The 18,627-nt window shown below is 56.7% G+C and carries 17 protein-coding genes and 1 tRNA gene; 12 read left to right on the top strand and 6 right to left on the bottom strand.

From position 1 onward, the window contains the following. Nucleotides 1–147: 147 nt before the first annotated feature. The 4 genes from Q0V70_RS04760 to Q0V70_RS04745 all read right to left on the bottom strand — a co-directional run bounded on the left by Q0V70_RS04760 (nucleotide 148) and on the right by Q0V70_RS04745 (nucleotide 4,076). Entirely contained in the window at nucleotides 148–486 is a 339-nt protein-coding gene (locus Q0V70_RS04760; protein ID WP_297588997.1) for a transcriptional regulator, read from the bottom strand. Beyond that, nucleotides 476–922, bottom strand: a complete 447-nt coding sequence (gene fliS, locus Q0V70_RS04755; RefSeq protein WP_297588994.1) for a flagellar export chaperone FliS — start codon at nucleotides 920–922, stop codon at nucleotides 476–478. The genes Q0V70_RS04760 and fliS overlap by 11 nt, the downstream gene beginning before the upstream one ends. A gap of 97 nt (nucleotides 923–1,019) precedes the next feature. Beyond that, nucleotides 1,020–2,642: a flagellar filament capping protein FliD gene (gene fliD / locus Q0V70_RS04750; protein WP_297588992.1), complete on the bottom strand. Its 1,623-nt coding sequence runs from the start codon at nucleotides 2,640–2,642 to the stop codon at nucleotides 1,020–1,022. A 135-nt stretch (nucleotides 2,643–2,777) separates the two neighbouring features. Continuing rightward, nucleotides 2,778–4,076 carry a sigma-70 family RNA polymerase sigma factor gene (locus Q0V70_RS04745; RefSeq protein WP_297588989.1) on the bottom strand — a complete coding sequence of 433 codons (1,299 nt, stop codon included), beginning with the start codon at nucleotides 4,074–4,076 and terminating at the stop codon, nucleotides 2,778–2,780. A gap of 179 nt (nucleotides 4,077–4,255) precedes the next feature. Here Q0V70_RS04745 and Q0V70_RS04740 point away from each other — a divergent pair, with 179 nt between their 5' ends. The 4 genes from Q0V70_RS04740 (at nucleotide 4,256) to Q0V70_RS04725 (ending at nucleotide 8,342) form a co-directional block, all read left to right on the top strand. Continuing rightward, complete coding sequence (locus Q0V70_RS04740; protein ID WP_295027952.1) at nucleotides 4,256–4,741, top strand: flagellar protein FlgN; 486 nt, start codon at nucleotides 4,256–4,258, stop codon at nucleotides 4,739–4,741. Between the two features lie 126 nt (nucleotides 4,742–4,867). Further along, complete coding sequence (locus tag Q0V70_RS04735; RefSeq protein ID WP_297588985.1) at nucleotides 4,868–6,913, top strand: flagellar hook-associated protein FlgK; 2,046 nt, start codon at nucleotides 4,868–4,870, stop codon at nucleotides 6,911–6,913. Between the two features lie 5 nt (nucleotides 6,914–6,918). Beyond that, nucleotides 6,919–7,893: a flagellin gene (locus tag Q0V70_RS04730; protein WP_297589191.1), complete on the top strand. Its 975-nt coding sequence runs from the start codon at nucleotides 6,919–6,921 to the stop codon at nucleotides 7,891–7,893. After that, the gene (locus tag Q0V70_RS04725) at nucleotides 7,890–8,342 is read left to right on the top strand and encodes a flagellar assembly protein FliW (protein ID WP_297588983.1); all 453 of its coding nucleotides are present in this window, start codon (nucleotides 7,890–7,892) and stop codon (nucleotides 8,340–8,342) included. Before Q0V70_RS04730 ends, Q0V70_RS04725 begins: the two co-directional genes overlap by 4 nt. 66 nt (nucleotides 8,343–8,408) lie before the next feature. Here Q0V70_RS04725 and purD read toward each other — a convergent pair whose 3' ends face one another. Further along, on the bottom strand, nucleotides 8,409–9,671 hold the full coding sequence (gene purD / locus Q0V70_RS04720; protein ID WP_297588981.1) for a phosphoribosylamine--glycine ligase: 1,263 nt from the start codon (nucleotides 9,669–9,671) through the stop codon (nucleotides 8,409–8,411). Nucleotides 9,672–9,751: 80 nt separating this feature from the next. Here purD and tmk point away from each other — a divergent pair, with 80 nt between their 5' ends. The 6 genes from tmk to Q0V70_RS04690 all read left to right on the top strand — a co-directional run bounded on the left by tmk (nucleotide 9,752) and on the right by Q0V70_RS04690 (nucleotide 15,180). Next, entirely contained in the window at nucleotides 9,752–10,471 is a 720-nt protein-coding gene (tmk, locus tag Q0V70_RS04715) for a dTMP kinase (RefSeq protein ID WP_297588977.1), read from the top strand. A 22-nt stretch (nucleotides 10,472–10,493) separates the two neighbouring features. Beyond that, complete coding sequence (locus tag Q0V70_RS04710) at nucleotides 10,494–11,804, top strand: DNA polymerase III subunit delta' (RefSeq protein WP_297588974.1); 1,311 nt, start codon at nucleotides 10,494–10,496, stop codon at nucleotides 11,802–11,804. A gap of 23 nt (nucleotides 11,805–11,827) precedes the next feature. Beyond that, complete coding sequence (locus Q0V70_RS04705) at nucleotides 11,828–13,396, top strand: alpha/beta hydrolase (protein WP_297588972.1); 1,569 nt, start codon at nucleotides 11,828–11,830, stop codon at nucleotides 13,394–13,396. Between the two features lie 108 nt (nucleotides 13,397–13,504). Next, nucleotides 13,505–13,577 (top strand) — tRNA-Thr (locus Q0V70_RS04700). A gap of 466 nt (nucleotides 13,578–14,043) precedes the next feature. Continuing rightward, nucleotides 14,044–14,328, top strand: coding sequence for a HigA family addiction module antitoxin (locus tag Q0V70_RS04695; protein WP_297588968.1), 285 nt, complete (start codon nucleotides 14,044–14,046; stop codon nucleotides 14,326–14,328). 513 nt (nucleotides 14,329–14,841) lie between these two features. Beyond that, nucleotides 14,842–15,180 (top strand): Lsr2 family protein, encoded by a 339-nt coding sequence (locus Q0V70_RS04690; RefSeq protein ID WP_297588965.1) that lies wholly within the window; start codon nucleotides 14,842–14,844, stop codon nucleotides 15,178–15,180. A gap of 68 nt (nucleotides 15,181–15,248) precedes the next feature. Here the strand turns inward: Q0V70_RS04690 and ispF are convergent, their stop codons facing one another. Beyond that, the gene (ispF, locus tag Q0V70_RS04685) at nucleotides 15,249–15,836 is read right to left on the bottom strand and encodes a 2-C-methyl-D-erythritol 2,4-cyclodiphosphate synthase (protein WP_297588963.1); all 588 of its coding nucleotides are present in this window, start codon (nucleotides 15,834–15,836) and stop codon (nucleotides 15,249–15,251) included. Nucleotides 15,837–15,871: 35 nt separating this feature from the next. Here ispF and Q0V70_RS04680 point away from each other — a divergent pair, with 35 nt between their 5' ends. After that, a complete protein-coding gene (locus Q0V70_RS04680) occupies nucleotides 15,872–17,065 on the top strand; it encodes an ATP-binding protein (protein WP_297588960.1) in 1,194 nt (397 codons plus the stop codon). 11 nt (nucleotides 17,066–17,076) lie between these two features. After that, nucleotides 17,077–18,546 (top strand): TPM domain-containing protein, encoded by a 1,470-nt coding sequence (locus Q0V70_RS04675; protein WP_297588957.1) that lies wholly within the window; start codon nucleotides 17,077–17,079, stop codon nucleotides 18,544–18,546. The last annotated feature ends 81 nt before the right edge of the window (nucleotides 18,547–18,627 follow it).

The raw sequence follows: 18,627 nt of genomic DNA, 5'->3' as shown, positions 1-18,627 counted from the left end.
GTCACACTACCTGATTTGTATGCATTTACTCAGCGGTTTTACTGCTTTTTTGCCCGAATACTCAGAGAACTCTCAGGAAAAGACGCTTTCCTGAGAGTTCCCCATGAACGCAAACGGTGGCGACACCCCTGAGTGCGCCCCGCGCTTTTACCCCTCTAAATCTAAATACCGGGGACCTGGTTCGATTTTCTGTTCAGGAGGAATCTTGCGGAGTTTATCGCGTTCTTCCCCGGCGCGGCGCAGCTCTTCTTGATTCTTACGCATGGCAGACGTGACTTGTTTCCCCAGCTCCGACAAGTCCTTTTGCACCTGACGCGCTCGCGGAGCCAAATCCGGAGGTAACGGCCCCAACCGCGGGGGCTGCCAACCCGACTCATCGGAAGGAACCTGACCTGCAGCCAGCTTCCGGCTGTCCGCAGCAATCTGAGCTTCCAACCGATCCAGCTCGTCCTCCCACCCCGAGGAGTTATCGCGTTTAGCCGACACCCAAATCACCTCGTGAATTGCGCTTCACCTCACCGGGCTTAGCTACCCCCACAGACTTTGCTTCCTCCGCTTCCAACTGTGCGGCCGCCTGTTTCCACGCGTCCGCCAGCGGTTCAAACAGCTCCCGAATCTCTTGAGCTTTATCAGCGTCGCCCTGCACGTTGGCGTTGACCAGTTCTTTCATGGCATACACATACAAAGCCATCAAACCCTCAGCGCCGTCCCACACGTCCATCCGCAGGGACGACATCAACTCGGCGATGATGTCCTGGGCATGAGTCAGATTTTTATGCGCTTCAACCCGGTTCTGACCGCGCAGGGCTTTCTCAGCCCGTCCAATATCAAGCAGCAACCGGTCGTAGAGCATCGTCAACAACCTGGCCGGCGAAGCCGTGACAATAGAGTCCTGCTGGAACCTATTAATGGCGGTCTGCATACTTTCCTCCACTTAAATAAAACGTACCCTTTAACCATACTTCGGCTGGGTTCACAATGTATGAAACCCAGCCGAAGAATGTTAGATTATGCGGTTTTTACTGGCCTCCCAGCTGGGCTAACTGTCCAGCCAACCAAGCCTGCTGCTGTTGCATCCGAGCCAGCATCGTCTCCAGAGAGGAATACTGCTTGTAAAGCTGCGCCTCTTTACGTGCCAGACGATCGTCGTATTCGCTGACACGGTTGTTATAGTAGGATACCGTGCTTTGCTTCGACTCAATAGTCTTGGTTAAAGTACCTTCGGTAAAGTCAGAAACCTTGGAAGCCATGTCCCCAACCTTCTTGGCGAACTCCACCATGACCTGCTGCACCTTTTCGGGGTCGCTTTCCATAGCCTTCTTAAACTTCTCGGCATCGAACTTCAACTCCACCTGAGAACTGTGGAACTTACCGTTTGCGCCTTTTTCGACACCACCTCCGAGGCTAATTCCAAACGAGGCTAGGGAATAGGTCTGTGACTTACCCTCGGCATCCGTAAGGGTTATCCCGCTGGAAACCAGACCCATAATCTTGTTCTTGAGGTCGCGTCCTTCCGAGTTACCCAGCGGACCGGCTGCGGTATAGGTGAAACGCTTGTTGGTGAGCGGATCAATGCCTTCCTTGGTGACGCTTTGCATACCTTTATTTAAGGTGGTCAGGGCATCCGTCAGGGCACCCATCATCTTTTCCATCTTGCCCGCGGCCACATCGAAGTCCCGCGTGGCGTTAATCTTAACACCTTTTAACAGGGCATCGGTATAGACCGGGGTGCCGTCAGCATTCGTCTTTTGCACCACGTTGGACAAGTCAATTTTGACGTTATCCATAATCTGAATCTGGTTCGATCCGTAGGTGCGTTCCTGGCCGAGCAGGCGAATCTTGGCATCCGAAGATTGATGGATGATGTTCAAAGCCTGTTCCTGAGCACCGGTACCCGCCACGGCGTGGGCCAAAGCGGCAGCATCCTCGTAAACGTACTGAGCCGAGTTCGTGGCCGCGTCCGTCTTGGAAGATTTGGCGGTCAGTCCCAGACCCTGGGTGATGTCACCGGCGAAAATCTTATAGTCGCCCTTGTTGGCTCCGGTTTCAGCCCCGTTAATCTGAAGCAAGTATTTGCCCGTGCCATCGGGATTGTCGCCGACACGCACCGCCGTAGCGTTTACTCCGGAACCAGAGGCCGCATTGATAGCCCTAGCGAACGCCGAGGCATCGGCTGAAGTCGGGGAAATCGTGGTGATTTTGTCACCAAGCATGATGGAAATCTTGGGCGGCTCACCACCCTTTGCCTTGGCGGCATCGTAGAGGCTCTGGATAGCGTCCTGATCCAAGGTTGCCTGCTTCGACTTCGCCACCTGCAGAACATCGAATTCGACCGAGCCAACTTGGGCTCCGGGCGAAGTGGTCACTCCCACCATCGGATCTGAAGACGTCGCCTTGGCGGCTTCCCAGATTTCTGAAGTATTGAAACGGACGCTTTCCTTGCCCACACGCCCATAAACATCCCAAGCCGCCCGCTTAATGTTGGCGAACTTGGTGTTCATATTTTGGAAAACTTGAACCTGGGACTTGTATTCCGCTTGCCTTCTTTGCAGCTTTATCAGCGGAACCTTTTCCAAGGACATCAATTTTTCAACAATGCCCTGGGTATTGAACCCGCCCAGTCCTGGTAATGCAATTCCCATGATGTGCTCCTTCCATGGAATAAAAGGTGTTATCCCATCCTGAGATAACGCCGAGGTTCAGAACACCGACAGGTGTCCCACTGACACTACCTCATGCATAATTGTCGGTCATTATCCCTGAGAATTAAGGGGAAATTATTTTTTTCGTCGATTTCGGCGCGCTTCCGCCCGCATATTCTGTTGCCGAATGGACAATCCTCCCAGGTAAGAGGTGGTTGGCGGGGTTGGTGGTTTTTCTTCTTCCGCCGGGAGTTCCGCTGCGGATTCGCCACCACGTAAGCGGGCTTTGTCTTTACTTTTAGGTTTCTCGGTAGCTTCGGCGGCGCGCTGGGCTTCTTGCTCCGCTTCGAGACGAGCCTTTGCCTGCGCTGTGCCACGGGCGTGACCAGCCAGGAAGCTCTTGGTGGAAGTACCCGACGCAACCTCGGTAGCGGACTCTTCCGACTCTTTATGGGGAGACGACCCCGCAGACGCGCCGGGCGAAACTTGTGACAACGAATCACGCAGAGACGATGAACGAGGACGCGGTGTCCCGGAAGGATCCCGCGGACGACCCCGAGCTGACGAAGAGACGGGGGGCGCAATGAGCGTGTCCTCTATCTCCGGGTCCGTATCCGGGTCTCCACGCAACATTTCGTCGGCGTGATCTTCAATCTTTTGGAAGTAGCTCTCGCGGCGTTTCTTAACGATGCCGGTAACTTCCTCGTTTTCTTCCGCAGCCGCTTCGGGATCGAGGTGGCGATTCATCCCCTCACGCATCAAGGTGAGGGCTTCGGAACGCAGCTGAGACACTCGAGATTGGGTTACTCCCAGCTCGTCAGCCACATCTTGAATCGGACGTTCCTCAAAAAAGACCTGCTCCACCACAAAGCGCAAACGCTGCGGCAGGGCGCGAACCGCAGCGCGCAGATACACCAGGCGTTCGTCATCCAGCAGCGTGTCTTCCGGGGAGGGGCTTTCATCAGGGACTTCCAAAGTCCGGTCGTCCTCGTTACCGGCGGGTGCATCCATAGAGACGACGCGGCGGGCGGCATCTTGCTGAGCGGACTCCACTGACTCTACGTCCACCCCCAGAGCCGAAGCGAGTTCCTCTTTCGTAGGGGCGCGTCCCGCAGCAGCGGTGAGGGTAGAGGTCATTTCCTCCAGCTGTTTGGTGCGTTGACGAGCCCCGCGGGTCGCCCAGTCCATGGAACGCAGTTCGTCGAGCATGGCTCCGCGAATCCGGTAAACCGCGTAACGATGGAACGGCACACCGGTCTTTGGGTCATAAGTATTAGCGGCTTGCACCAGGGCCAAAGAACCCGCCGAAGCGAGGTCCTCGCGCTGTACAAAAGACGGGACACGGCGCAACAACTCCGCCACTTGGTAACCAACCAAGGGGAGGTTTTTTTCAATTAGCTCGTTGCGGTTCACTTCGCCGAGTGAAGCCTCCACCGTGTCTCTCCTCAGAAAAAATTGCAGGTGCAGTCCCAGTCAGTTTACCTTTTAAACCATTTAATTAGCGGTAGATTAATGAGGAATCATCAGGATTGAGTGATTGGCAATTTTGCGGGTAAGTTTAGCTAAAGAGCAGTCAGGCTTTGACGATTGGGCTGACTGAGGAGGAGAGCGCTATGTCGTTAGACGCATTGTCACGCCAACTGTGGAAACAACGTGAAACTCTGGAGGTCATGCTGTTCAAGCTGGAAGAAGAACGTTTGATTACTTCCACAGCCTCGTCCCGGTGGTTGCCACGCGCCACTCGTGAGCTGGAAGCCGTCATTGCGCAAGCCCAGACGATGGAACTGGAACGCTCCATGGAATCTGAAGCCGTGGCGGTCGACTTGGGACTGCCCCCCGAGGCATCCCTGAAAGAAATTGCTGAAGCGGCGGACGAACCGTGGCAGACCCTGTTGAACCAACACCGCGAAGCCCTCATCTCCCTGACTTCTGAAATTGCCGATATGTCCAAGGCGAACCAAGAAGTCCTGTCCTCCCTCCAGCGCGCCACCCAAGAAACCCTGATGAGTATGCAAGGGGCGGAAGAAACCTATGGTGAGGACGGGGGAATCCACGCTTCGGGAACGGGTGAATCCACCATGCTTGACACTTCAATGTAAGAACAAGAACACGGGGTTTTGAAAAAATTCTCATATCCGAGCCTTTCAAGCCGATGAGCTTAAACGTGGACGCGTGAGGCGTCACAAAGATTGAGTAAGCACACAGGCTAGGGAAAGGACACTCCGATGGGTTCAACGTTTTCTTCGCTGAACGCCGGACTGACCGGTCTTTACGCAGCCCAACGTCTCATCGAGGTTTCCGGGCAGAACATCAACAACTTGAACACTCCTGGGTACACCCGCCAGCGTGTCGAACAGCGGGCTCTCGGTATCGGTTCGGAACCGTCTATCTTTGCAGGTTCCGTCCCCCAGGGCGGCGGCGTAGAGATTACCCGTATCCGTCGGCTCGACGATTTCTTTTTGGATGCGAAACTGCGTTTAGAGACCGGCCGTGCCGCCGGCACCAAAGAGACCAGCATCGCTTGGAAAGGCATCGAGTCTGCGATGGACGAGCTGGGTCGGATGTCCGTGTCCGATTCCATGCGTACTTTCTTTAAGTCTTGGGGAGACGTCAACAATAACTCCGATAACCGCGGGGCGCGCGCCACCACTCTGGGGGCCGCTGAAGCCTTGGTCACCAATATTAAGACCGGCTACACGCACATTAATGACCTGTGGAAGAACGGGCGCGAACAGCTCGAGGCGCTGGTGGCAGACTTGAACACCACGATGGATTCTGTCCAAAAGCTCAATGACCGTATCCGCAAGGCTACCGTGGCTGGCGGCAACGTTAGCGGCGCGGTCAACCACCTGAAAGATGAGCGCGACCAGCTGATTATGCATATTTCCAAGCTGACCGGCGCGACCGTCCGCCAGGGCTACTCGGTGTACACGAAAGAAAACGCGCCACACCCCAATATGATTGGCCAGGCCTACGACGACGGCACCGTGGAAGTCATGCTCGGCGGGAACTCCCTGGTCGGCAAAGATTACGTGAACCACTTTGAGGTGGAAGGTGCGCGCGATATGGCCGGCATTGACTCGGCTCCGCGAGACAAGTACAAGGCCGCGGTTGATGCGCTGAAAGCCGGGGGCAAGGATACCGGTACGATGTTTCCCTACCACGGCCAGCAAATTCAGCAATATCAAGCGCATGTACAGCGCTACGAAGTCGGCGACAAGATTCTGAACGCTGACGGTAGCGTGAAAAAGACCCTGAAATCCGGCGATCCCGAAGTCGGCACCAAGTACGTGGCCTTTTACGATATGAAAGCTGTCCAAGAGGGCACGATGAAACTGAAAGATGCCAAAGTAGCCGGCACCGAGCAGGGTTTTACCGACTTTACTTTTATGAAGGACGAGGGTCCGGTGCGCCTGCGCTGGGCACTCGGCGGACACATGGTCGCCATCGAGGACGGCACCATCGGCGGGTTGATGCAAAACCTGAAACCGGCCCAGTTCCCCGGAGTTTCCGGCACCATCGGCAACGGCGGGGCTTGGGCGGAAACCGGCAAGCTCTACAACGACTTGGCGACGAACCTGGCTACGGAAATCAACGCGATTCATGCCAACAACACCGGCGAAGGCGGGACGAACAACACCAAAACCCTGGTGACCAAAGAAACCAAGTTCTACAAAGTGGACTTGTCCAAGGACGTAAATGACCCGCATCGCCAGGAACCCATCGGCCCCACGCTAAAGCGCAGCGACTACCCGACGGACGAAGCCTACGATGCGGAAATTAAAAAGACCGTCGCCGATTTGGAAAAAAACCATAAAGGCTCTGCCATCGTGTATGAAAACGAAAAAGAGGACGGCGGAGACTTCTTTAAGTTCGCCGCCACCGACAACACGCTACCGGCCGCCATGCGCCTGTCCGTCGCCATCAAAGACCCCCAGATGATTGCTGCCGGCCAGTACACCAACGGGGTCTATGACGGCTCGGTTTCCCTGGCTTTGGGCAACCGTCAAGACGCGCCGACCTCGGCGATGAACGAATGGTCCAAGTCTGTGGTGGACATTGGCGTACACGCCAAGAGCGCCGACGACAAGCACACTTTGGCGGAGCAGACGCGGCTTATCGCCGAACAACGGCAAAAGTCACAGAGCTCTGTTGACATGAATGAAGAAGTTATTAACCTGATACAGGGCCAGCACGCCTACGCGGGCGCGGCACGCATCATGAGTACAGTTAACTCGATGCTTGAGGCCCTCATCAACCTAGGTAGGTGACTGACATGATTACCCGCATGACAACCTCTATGATGGCTGGCACTACGCTGGCTACGATTCAGCGCAACTTTAACCGCCTGGCTGATGTAAACAAGCAGCTGTCCTCGGGCAAGCGCATGTCTTTCGCCTCCGACGATCCGGCCTCCTCCGTCTCCTCTATGCGCCTGCGCAAGGAGCTGGCCGCGACCGAACAGTTCAAGCGCAACATCAGCGATGCTAACTCCTGGCTGGCGACTTCGGACGCCGCCATGCAATCCGTTGCGGATCGTTACACGGAAGCCCGGACCTTGCTGATTAACTCCATTGACGGGGCCTTGGGGGATAAATCCCAAGGCGCTCTGGCCGCGCAACTGCGCAAGATTGCCGAATCTATCATGTCGCAGGCTAATTCGACCTACCTGGGTCGCACCGTTTTTGCCGGTAACTCGGATAAGGGACTGGTGTTTAAGACTGGCTCTGACGGGCACGACACGATTTTCCTCGCCGCCGAGAAAGACGAAATCACCGCTAAGACTGTCGATCGCCGTATCGATGCGGACACGACTGTGCAAGCCAACGTAGACGGCAACAAACTGTTCGGCACCGGCACTATTAAATGGGACGGCAACACCCTGAAAACCGACAACAACCCGTCAGTCATGAACCTTCTGATTGCGGCTGCCCAAATTTTGGAATCCCCGACCGGTCCGGCAGGCGAGAACCGCCAGAAGATTGAGTCCATCCAAAAGGAACTGGGTGAACGTTTCGCGAAACTCCAGGAAGCGCAATCCGCGGTCGGTGCCCGGCACAAGCAGGTTCTGGAAGCGCAAAACAGCGTCGTTTTTGACCTGCAGCAGGTCAAAGGCCAGATTTCTGACGTAGAGGATATCGACATCCAAAAGGTCACGATTGACATGTCCCTGGCTTCGATGGCTTATCAAGCATCTCTAAGTTCAACGCAGCGTGTCGTGCAGCCAACTTTGCTAGACTACTTACGATGAGCACCAACGACGAAGTTACCGAAAACACTGAACAAGCCGGCGACGGCGAGGAATTTCCGACGCTCAAAATCCGGATGGTTCGGCCCATGCCAGGCCTGGAAAGCCACCTGGATTTTAGCCTCTCCGCGGTTGACGAAACTGGGGTTTTGTGGACCCTGAAGTCCATCATTGACCCCAATGTTCGTCTATTCGCGGTCCCCCCGGTGGCATTCTTTGACGGATACACCCCGATGATTCCCTCCTCCGCGAAGGAACGTGTCGAGATAAAAGACGGCGAAGAGCCCTTTATCCTGGTCATTGTGCACCCGGCATCCGGTTCGTACCCCCACACGGCAAACCTGCTGGCACCCCTGGTTATCAACCCAGAGAACATGAGTGCGATACAGGTCGTGCTCGAGGATCAGGACTGGCCGTTACAGGCCCCTATCGGCGACCCCAAGGAATCCTAAAATTCGGTTTTCGGTACCACGATGACCTTTCAGCGCCCCGGCATGAGCCGCGGCGCCACAGTGGTTTCAAAACTCGGCAATGTCGGTGCGGTAGTGCGAATTCTCCAGGTTGATGCTCTCTAGTGCCCGATAAGCGCGTTTCCGGGCTTCATTCAGGTCACTTCCCCGCGCGACTACTGACAGTACCCGCCCCCCGTTGGCAACTACCTGACCGGAATCGTCGACCTTCGTACCCGCATGAATAACGTGAACCCCAGGCACCTGACTCGCGGCCTCTAGACCGGTGATGACACCGCCCTTCACGGGTGCCTGCGGATAACCGGAGGCAGCCAACACCACATTCACCACCGCGTCATCGCTGACCTTGAGCTGTTCAGCCGCCGCCAGGTTACCGTCTGCCGCCGCTGCCAACAGCGCCAATAAATCCGTGTCCAGGCGTTCCAGCACCGACTGGGTCTCCGGGTCTCCAAACCGAACATTAAACTCAACCACCCGTGGACCGCGCGAAGTCAAAGCCAAACCTACGTACAGCAAACCGATAAATTCACAGCCCTGGTTAGCCAGCACGTTACACACCGGCAGGGCGATTTCTTGGGCCACCCGTTGCTCCAGATCCTCTGGAGCCCACGGTAGCGGCGAGTAAGCACCCATGCCGCCCGTATTAGGCCCCTCGTTACCGTCATAGGCACGTTTGTAATCCTGGGCAGCCGGCAGAGCAATGGCCTCGTGACCATCGCAGATACAGAACACCGAGGCTTCGGGACCGTCCAGGAATTCTTCAATCACGACGGCGGGCTCGTGGGGATTCGCCATCGCTTCAATACAGGCGGCGGCATGGGCCACGGCGGTATCAAAGTCAGACGTCACCACCACGCCTTTGCCGGCAGCCAAACCGTCTTGCTTCACCACGTAAGGAGTCCCGAAACGCTGCAAAGCATCCCGTGCCTCGTCCAGGGTGCGGCAGGCTACCGAGGCGGCGGTAGCGACCCGCGCCTGGCGCATTATCGTTTTCGCGAACGCTTTCGAGCCCTCCAGGCGGGCGGCCAGACGTCCGGGACCGAAAACTCGGTAACCCGCCTCACGCAGGACATCAGCAACCCCTTTGACCAGCGGGGCTTCCGGCCCAATGACCACCAGGTCGGGACGCAGAGACTGGGCCAGTTCCAGCACTTGTGCCGGGTCATCAGCCACGCATTCCACGTTTTCGCCCACCGCGGCGGTACCGGGATTACCGGGGGCAATCCACAGTTTCTCCAACAGATTTGATTTCGCAATAGCCCTGGCCAACGCGTGCTCACGCCCGCCGCTTCCCAAAAGTAAAACCTTCACAATTTCAGTTTAATAGCTTTTTAGGCTGTTCAATAATAGGAGTAAAATTTTGCCCTCGGGTCGACTGTTAGGATGTGGATATGTCGTTTACAGAAGCGCTCGGAATGGGCGAGTTTCGCCCGCAAACTAACGTTGATTTTGGCCGCGTGGCTGAAATTCGTCCCACCCAGGGTCTGTTTGTGGCGTTTGAGGGCTGCGACGGAGTGGGCAAGACCACCCAGATCGCGCGGGCTGCCTCGTGGGTGCGGGAACAGGGCTGGGAAGTCGTCGAGACGCGTGAGCCCGGCGGGACCGACCTGGGGGTGGCCTTGCGCCAACTGCTGCTGGACGCGGGGGACGTATCGGCTCGCGCCGAGGCGCTGCTGTTTGCAGCTGACCGGGCCCAACACGTGCACAAACTCATCATTCCCGCTATTAACGACGGCAAAGTCGTGATAACTGACCGCTACCTCGCGTCCTCCATCGCCTATCAGGGGCACGGGCGGGAACTCGGAGCCAGGGAAATCCGCGATTTGTCCATGTGGGCGACGGGGGGATTAGTTCCGAATCTAACGGTGCTGCTGGACCTGGACCCTGAGGTCGCGGCGGCTCGCCAAGCTGCCGATGCGTCCCTGGGCAGCCCGGACCGGATGGAACGCGCCGGACTCGACTTTCAAAAGCGCGTCCGGGATGACTTCCTGCGGATGAGTGACGGCCAGGATACTTGGCTGGTCATTGACGCGAGCCTCCCGGTAGAGGAAATCGCCACCCAGGTGCGGCTACGCCTGGCTCAGCTCCTGCCGGTCATCAAGTCCTGGTGAGCCGGAAAGTGGCAGTGAACCCATGAGCATCAACCCCAGCGGCGGCGTGTGGGCCGAGGTAGCCGGACAAACCCGAGCTATCTCGCAGTTCTCCCAGGCAGCCGTGGCCGCCCGAAACCTAATCGCGACCCCAGACCGCCCTGCTGACCCCGTAACCTCTGTGGAAAACGCCGCGCCAGCTACGCGGACGGACACAGGCACCAACCTCGCGGCCATGACACATTCCTGGCTGGTGGTCGGCCCGCCCGGATCGGGACGCTCCACCGCCGCCAAAGCCTTCGCGGCCGCCTTGGAATGTGAGGACCCGGACAACCCCGGCTGCGGAATCTGTGCGGCCTGCCGCGACGTGCGCCAAGGCACCCACGCTGATGTCAGCGTCATGACCACCGAAATGGTCGAAATCAAGTTCGATGATGTGAAAGCCCTGGTCCAGCAGGCCTACCGGCGGCCCGTCCGCGGACCGTGGAACATCATCATCATCGAGGACTACGACCGCATGAGCGAATACAGCTCCAACCTGCTGTTGAAATCCATTGAGGAACCGCCCGAACGCACCATCTGGGTACTGTGCGCCCCCAGCGCCGCCGACGTGCTCTCGACCGTTCGCTCCCGCACCCGCCTGGTTCAGCTCAGCCTGCCCAGCCCTGCCGCCGTGGCGGAACTGCTGGTTCGTCAAGACGCCTCCATCAGTCCCGAATTAGCGGCTGAAGTCGCCGCTGCCGCCGAATCGCACGTGGGACGAGCGCGGGCCTTGGCTTATGACCCGCAGCTACGTGACGAAAGGGTGGGGATGCTGCGGATGATTTCGCAAATGCACACCACCGTCGAGGCGATATGGACCGCAGCCGCCCTGGTGAAACTGGTAGACAAGCAAGCCGAGGCCCTGCGCGGCGCCAACGACCGGGAGGAACGCGCGAAAGTCCTGGAGGCTTTCGGTTTGGCGGCCGACACGCCCGATTCCAGGTTGCCCCGGGATGTGAAGTCAGCCCTGCGGGGAGCTAAGCTCAGCGAGACCGATGCGCACCGGCGAGCCCGGCGGGCCAGCTTTGACACTTGGGATCGAGTTTTGGGCGACATTTCGGGTTTTTACCGCGATGTCATGCTGGCACAAGCGGGGTCGACCCAGCCGCGCATCAATCTGTCTCGACCCGCCGGTGAGCTGGTCGATGCTTACGTATCTCGTGTCGGTACCGGACCGCAGCCCCTAGCCCAAACCACAGCCCGGTTGGAGGCGATTCGCAGGGCTCGGCGCCGCCTGATGGGAAACGGCAACGCTACCTTGGACATCGAGGCGCTTTGTGTGGAACTGGTGGACCGGAATAGGGCAAAATGAGCTTAGGCGAACGGAAGGAAGACATGAACAAGCTGACAAAAGGTCTGGGGATTGTGGCTGCCGTAGGACTGGCGCTAGCGGGATTGGCAGGCTGCGCCCCACAGAAACCCCTGGCGCAACCTTCCAAACCACCAAGCCCCACCCAAACTGTGGACCAGCCGAACCTTGCCGCGTATTATTCCCAAGACCTGCAGTGGAAGAACTGTGGCGGCGACTTCGAGTGCGCCATGCTGGAAGTGCCCCTCGACTATGCAAACCCCCTGGGCGAACACGCCAAGATCGCGATGAAACGCCTGAATACCGCCAATCGTGAGACCCGTATCGGGACGCTCATCATGAACCCCGGCGGGCCCGGCGGCTCGGGACTGGAAAATATGAAACCCGAAAATGTGGCGTATTTCTTTAGCGACACGGTGCGCAAGTATTACGACGTGCTGGGATTTGACCCCCGGGGTGTCGGGTCTTCACAGCCCGCCATTAAATGTCGCACTGACCAGGAACTTGATGAGGATAACTCGACCTACTACGACCTGTCTACCGAAGCCGGACGCGCAGCCGATATCGCCGACTATAAAGCCCTGGGGGAAAAGTGCCTCAAGAATTCCCCGCAGATAACCCGGTTTGCCAGCACGGAATACACCGCCCGTGATTTGGACATTATGCGCGCCGCTGTTGGCGACGACAGGCTTTACTACCTGGGATTTTCTTACGGTACTTACCTGGGTGCGATTTACGCGGACCTTTTTCCCTCCCGCGTGGGACGCATGGTGCTGGACGGGGTGCTCGATCCATCCTTGAACATGAACCAGGTTTCTGCCCTGCAAGCCAGCGGGTTTGAGGCCTCCCTGCGAGAATTCGTGACCGAGTGCCAGCAAAAGCACACCAAACAGTGTCCGCTGCACGGTGACGTAGACGCGGGAATGGCACAAATTAAAGCCCTGCTGGACTCCCTGAAAACCAACCCGATGCCCGCCAAGAGAGGCCGCGAACTGACCGCCCCCCAAGCCTTTACTGGGCTGATCGGTAATATGTACAACACCGCATCATGGTGGCAGCAGCTGTTGCCCGCCCTGAACCAAGCCCTGAACGAGGCTGATGGCACCGGCCTTCTGAACAGTGCAGATTATTACAACGAACGCAACGCGGACGGCACGTATCAGAACAACTCCTCCGACGCTTTCATTGTTATCAATTCACTGGACTATGAGCCGGTCGGCGATATGGCCCAATGGAAAGCGAACGCGGCAAAGATGGAGGCGGATTATCCCACCGTCGGAGAATTCTTCTCGTACAGTTCCCTCGGCGCGGAAAGCTGGCCATTTAGGGCAAAAACCACGGCGAAACGCGAAGTTAATCCCCCGTTAGAGGAGGACATCCTGCTGATTGGAACCACCGGAGATCCTGCCACCCCACTAAAGATGGCACAACACACCCACCAGATGATGGACCATTCCAAGCTGTTGACCGTGCAAGGCTGGAACCATACGGCATATAACTCCTATGCGCCGGGCTGTGTCAAAACCATCACCGACACTTATCTGATTTCGGGAAAAATTGAGGCCGCGAACAGCGAAACCTGCCAGCTGGATTAGGCACGCCCGCCTCGCGCTGACGCCCGCAGCAGGGTCTGCCACCGGCCTGTCACAGTTTGGAACGACCCGTGTTTCAGGCTAAAATGAAACCCGCGCATTTTGCGCACCGCCGCCTTAGCTCAGTCGGCAGAGCGATTCACTCGTAATGAATAGGTCGAGAGTTCGATTCTCTCAGGCGGCTCTGTTTACACAGCGACTCAAGTCAACTCTCGGGTCACTTTTTCTGTTTGGAGCTCCGTCTAAAACAGTCCACAGGACTGTTTTTTAACGACTCCGCACCCCGCGCGAGCAGCACACACGCTTCGCGCTGCCGCTCGTCTCTCAGGCGGCTCCACATATTTCGTTTATATTAGGATGAAAACCCATGCTAAAAATAAAGAGGCACGGCAATTAACGTTCAATTAACGTTTAGCTAACCGCACTGGTCGTTACACGCAGATGTTTCCACCCCCAGAGAGGCACCTCTTACCGTTGTAAAACCGCAACGAAATGCCCCCTAAACCTCGCTGACGTGCAAAATGGTTTCATGATTACCCCTACGATTCCGCAAAGGATGGGTCGTCATCTTTGGAAAATGATTTGTAGAGATTCGCGGGTGAAGATGTGGAACTCGTTGATTACCTTGACTATCACTGAGGAGGATGAAAATGAGTATGAAAAATCCGGTGTATCCCGGAGCTGTAATACGTGAGGATTTCTTGAATGAACTTGGCATTTCAGTCAGTGACGCCAGTCGAAAGTTGGGGGTGTCTCGAGTTACGCTTTCGCGCGTCTTAAATGGGAAAGCGGCGCTAACTCCTAATCTGGCTTTACGCCTTGAGCTCGCAGGAATTGGCAATGCCCGTCTGTGGCTGGATATGCAGACCGCCTATGAACTTGCTCAGGCTCGCAGTAAGGAGACCCCTAAGGTAGAGCAGCTAGTCGCCCTCTAGCCGTTATGTCGTTGTGACACCGATATGCTGTTTGGGTTCCGGTGAGCACAAGGAAAACGCTGGTCAGCCCGCATGGGTGGAGTTGATTCGTGGCATGAGTCTCGATAGGTACTCGGCTGACGCGAGGTTCGTTTCCATAGCGATATATCTGTGCGCTTTGAAAAAATCCAGTTTCTACATACTAGAGGTATTTCTATGCAATCTCAGTGCAAGCAATTGTTTCAAAATCGGCTCTAAACTCTGCTTTCACACCTTTCCAGGCCAAAAAATCAAGCTCGTCTGACAATCCTCTTTCGGGCTTAATAAAAGCTCATAACCGAATTGTATTTTCATAATAATGACGGCTAGATGCCGGGAATTAAACGTTAATTTGGTCGCTAAATGCACCACGCAACCTTAATGCATGAATTCTTTCGTTCTGGTGATTCATTACCCCCAGCCAGGTTGAATTATTTATTCTTCGATGTCTAATATAGAATCGTTCATCCACTCATACTTTTGGAGGGCGCCATCATGGCCAAGAAAGTAAAAACCATCCTCATTGACGATATTGACGGCTCAGACGCGGTCGAGACAGTCGCCTTTAGCTTAGACAACGTCAACTACGAAATTGATTTAAATGAAACCCACGCTAAGGAACTGCGCGACAGTCTGGAGCGCTGGATTGCCGCTGGACGCAAAGTTTCGGGCCGCCGCCGCCGCGGAACTGGCTCGGCAACTAACAACGAAGTCCGCGAACTCAATCGCCGCGTGCGTGCTTGGGCTGGCGAAAAAGGAATCCAGGTCAATGACCGCGGCCGCGTTCCGCAAAAACTCATAGACCAATACCGCGCTGCCACCGGCGATAAGTAAGGGCTATTTCTACCCCGAAAACTTCATAACACGTAAGGACTGACCGTCCGGCCTATTGCGGCGAAACGTTATTCACGACGCAATAAACAGATTGCCAGGGCGGCCAGTCCTTCCTGATTCCCCGTAAAACCCATGCGATCAGTCGTCGTGGCCGAAAAAGACACCGGCGCCTCCAGGATATTTCCCAACGCCGCCTCGGCTTCAGCGTAACGCGAGCCGAGGCGCGGCTCCTGACCGATAACGGTCACGCTGGCATTGACGACCGCCCAACCGGCCTCGTGCAACATCCGCATCGCCGCGCTTAAGAACACTTCCCCGCCGGCCCCGGCAAACTCCGGACGAGACACCCCAAAGTTGGCCCCCAAGTCACCCAACCCGGCGGCTGAGAGCAGGGCATCGGCCAAAGCGTGGGCGGCCACGTCTCCGTCCGAATGCCCCTCCAGCGGCGCATGGTCAGGAAAAGACAGGGTACCCACCTTGAGCGGGCGGCCCGCCACCGGCTCACCGGCAGCAAAACGATGCGCGTCAAAACCCTGGCCAACTCGGAAATCCATGAATAAAATCCTAATTGGAATGTTGGTGGTATTTAACCCTTTTGGGTGGTGTATTCCCCTGACCAGCACTTTAGTCTGGTGATAGTAGCAAATTTTGCTCATCCCCAGCGGATACAAGCTAAGGAGGCCAGTCAATCGTGAGCGATGTGCAGCTAAAATGTCCGTCCTGCGGTGCTCCCATTAATTTTGATGTGCCCAGCGGCAAGATGAAGTGCAGCTTTTGCGGGGCTTCATTCACAGTCGAGGAGGTCAACCAGTTCAACGGTATCTCCCAAGCCAACGCGGAACTCAATGCCGCGCACGCGCAACAGACGGGGACAACGGGGGTCGCCGGTGGGGCCGGAACCGCTGCGAGCCCGGAAACGCAAATCTCCACCACTCCCGCCGAGGGTCAACCCGGCTGGGTCGAGCCCCCGCCCACCTATCTGGACGAAGCGACCGGACAGCAAATGGCTCAGTTCCAATGCAATTCCTGCGGTGGGGAAATCATCGGTTCGCCCGATATGGTCAGCGCTCGGTGTCCTTGGTGCAACAACAACTTCGTGGCGACCGGACAGCTGACCAGCACCCGCGTCCCCGACCGGATGATTCCTTTTGCGATGACCAAAGAGCAGGCCCTGGATGCTTTCAAAGCCGAAATGCGGAAGCTGAAGCTCATTCCCAAAGAGTTTAAGCAGGCCAGCGTCGACGACATCCAAGGCGTTTACGTGCCTTACTGGCTGTATGACGCAACTGTCGCGGGCGAAGGCAACTACCGGTGCGAAACCATCCGCACCTGGACCGATTCTGATTACGAGTACACCGAACATCGGGAATTCGACGTGTATCGCAGCGCCAACGTTGCTTTCCTGGATGTGCCGGTGGCGGGCACCACGAAAGTGACCGATAAGCTCACGGAATCCATCGAACCTTTTGACTACACCAAATCGGTAGCGTTTTCCCCCGCCTACCTGACGGGCTTCATGACCAACAAATATGACGTGGAAGCGCAAGACGCCAACCCCCGTGCTTTGGAACGCATGAAAGAATCCACCGAGACGGTGCTGCGGAACTCAATCAGCGGCTATAACTCGGTGTCAACCGTCAGCACCTCCATCCAGCCGGCTTTCGGCGAACTTGAATACGTGTTCTTGCCGTTATGGTTGATGAATGTCGATTTCCAAGGCAAAAACTACAACTATGCGATGAACGGGCAAACCGGCAAGTTTGTGGGCACGTTCCCGGTATCCGAGCGCAAGTATTGGACCGGCCTGATAGGGATTGCCTTCCCCATCGCCATCATTTTTGGCGCCATATTTATTCCGTTCCTGATGCCGTGGCTTTTCGATTGAGGTTAGAAATCATGAATATGCGTAAGAAAATCCTGTTTTCCGCTGGCGCGCTAGCGGTGGCGTTGGCTCCGGCGGTTGGTTTTGCCATGCCCGCGGCGGCGGGCGCAGAAGTCAGCCCTACCGCAGTTTCCGGGTCGGCCCCGGAGCGCGTGGTACGAGGCGAAACATCCAATACCGAGTTTATCTATGACGACGCGGATTATCTGGATGCCAATCAAGAGGCGAGGCTGACAAACATCGCGAAAGCCGTATGGCAGACTTCCGGTCACCGCATTATCTACATTTCCACTACCGATCCGGCTATGGAGGACGACTCCGAAGCCTGGCTCGACGATTACGCCAAGGCCCACAATATTTCGCTTGACTCCGTCATTTTGGTGGCCGGAGGCGTGAACTACACCACCACTGACGGGCAAACCTCTGACGCGATTTCTGACGCGGACTGGGAACAGTTGCTGAAAAAGTCTAAAACCGCAGCAGACACGCATACCAAGCGTGCCGACAGTTTCTTTATGACTTTTGCTGATTATCTGAACAAGCATCCTCTGGAAAGGGCGGGTAACCCCGCGGCGGCGTCACAGCCGACCAACCAGACTCCGCCTCCGGAGGAGTCAGAAACCCCGGAGGCCGGTGAAGAACCGGCTGACTCCGCGGACCTGCCGCTGACCGAATTTGGCGACATCATCAAATTCCCTTATGGAGAGCAGTTTCCCTACGTGGGCGGACAGTCGGATGTGAAATCCGCGGCGCCTTTCATCCGCGACCACTCCGAGGTGTTTAGCAAGTCAAAGATTGCCGGCTGGGAAAAGCAAATGACCGCTTTGGCCGACAAGTACGGGATTGCGCCCTATATCGTGACCGTGGACGATTTCCGTTATCAAACCCCGCAAAAGTGGGGAGCGAACTACTACAACGTTAACCAGCTTGGTCTGGGGGAAAAGGACGCCAGCGGGGTGCTCATGGTCATTAACCCCAGCTCGCGTGATTTGTGGTTCCTGGGTCACGGGGACGGTGAAAAGGCCTTCACTGTCTATGGCATCGAAAAGCTCTATGACCACGTCAAACAACCCTTGGGTGATGACCACTGGGACGACGGCGTGGACGTCTACCTGACCCAGGTGGCGGATTACCTGGAACAATGGAAAGCCGGAACGCCCTACAGTGCGAGCCACCCACTGCCCCACCCCATAACCCTGGAGTCAACCACTGCCGGGGTCGCCGGGGCGGCAGCCCTCGGTGGCGGTGCCGGAACTCTGGTGATGCGTCGGATCAGGAAGAAGCACGATACGGCACAGCTGCAGTCGGGAGCGACCTATTACGTCGTGCCTGGTTCGGACCAGATTACGGGCTCTAACGATGTCTTTGTGAACGAATACATAACCCACGTCGCACGTCCCAAGAGTAGCGGCAGCTCCGGTTACAGCGGCGGCTCGTTCAGTTCCGGGGGCACGTCGTTTAGTTCCGGGGGCGGCAAGTTCTAAGTTCACGGTCCCAAGGGCGGTAGCGTGGCGTGCCCAGCGATGTTACGTGTCCGGTGGCGCGGCGGCCCACCGGCAACCGCC

The organism is uncultured Mobiluncus sp., from assembly GCF_947087965.1.
In the GTDB taxonomy this organism is placed as follows: Bacteria; Actinomycetota; Actinomycetes; order Actinomycetales; family Actinomycetaceae; genus Mobiluncus.
Note: the sequence above shows the minus strand (reverse complement) of the source record. Positions and strands in the feature narration are given on the sequence as shown.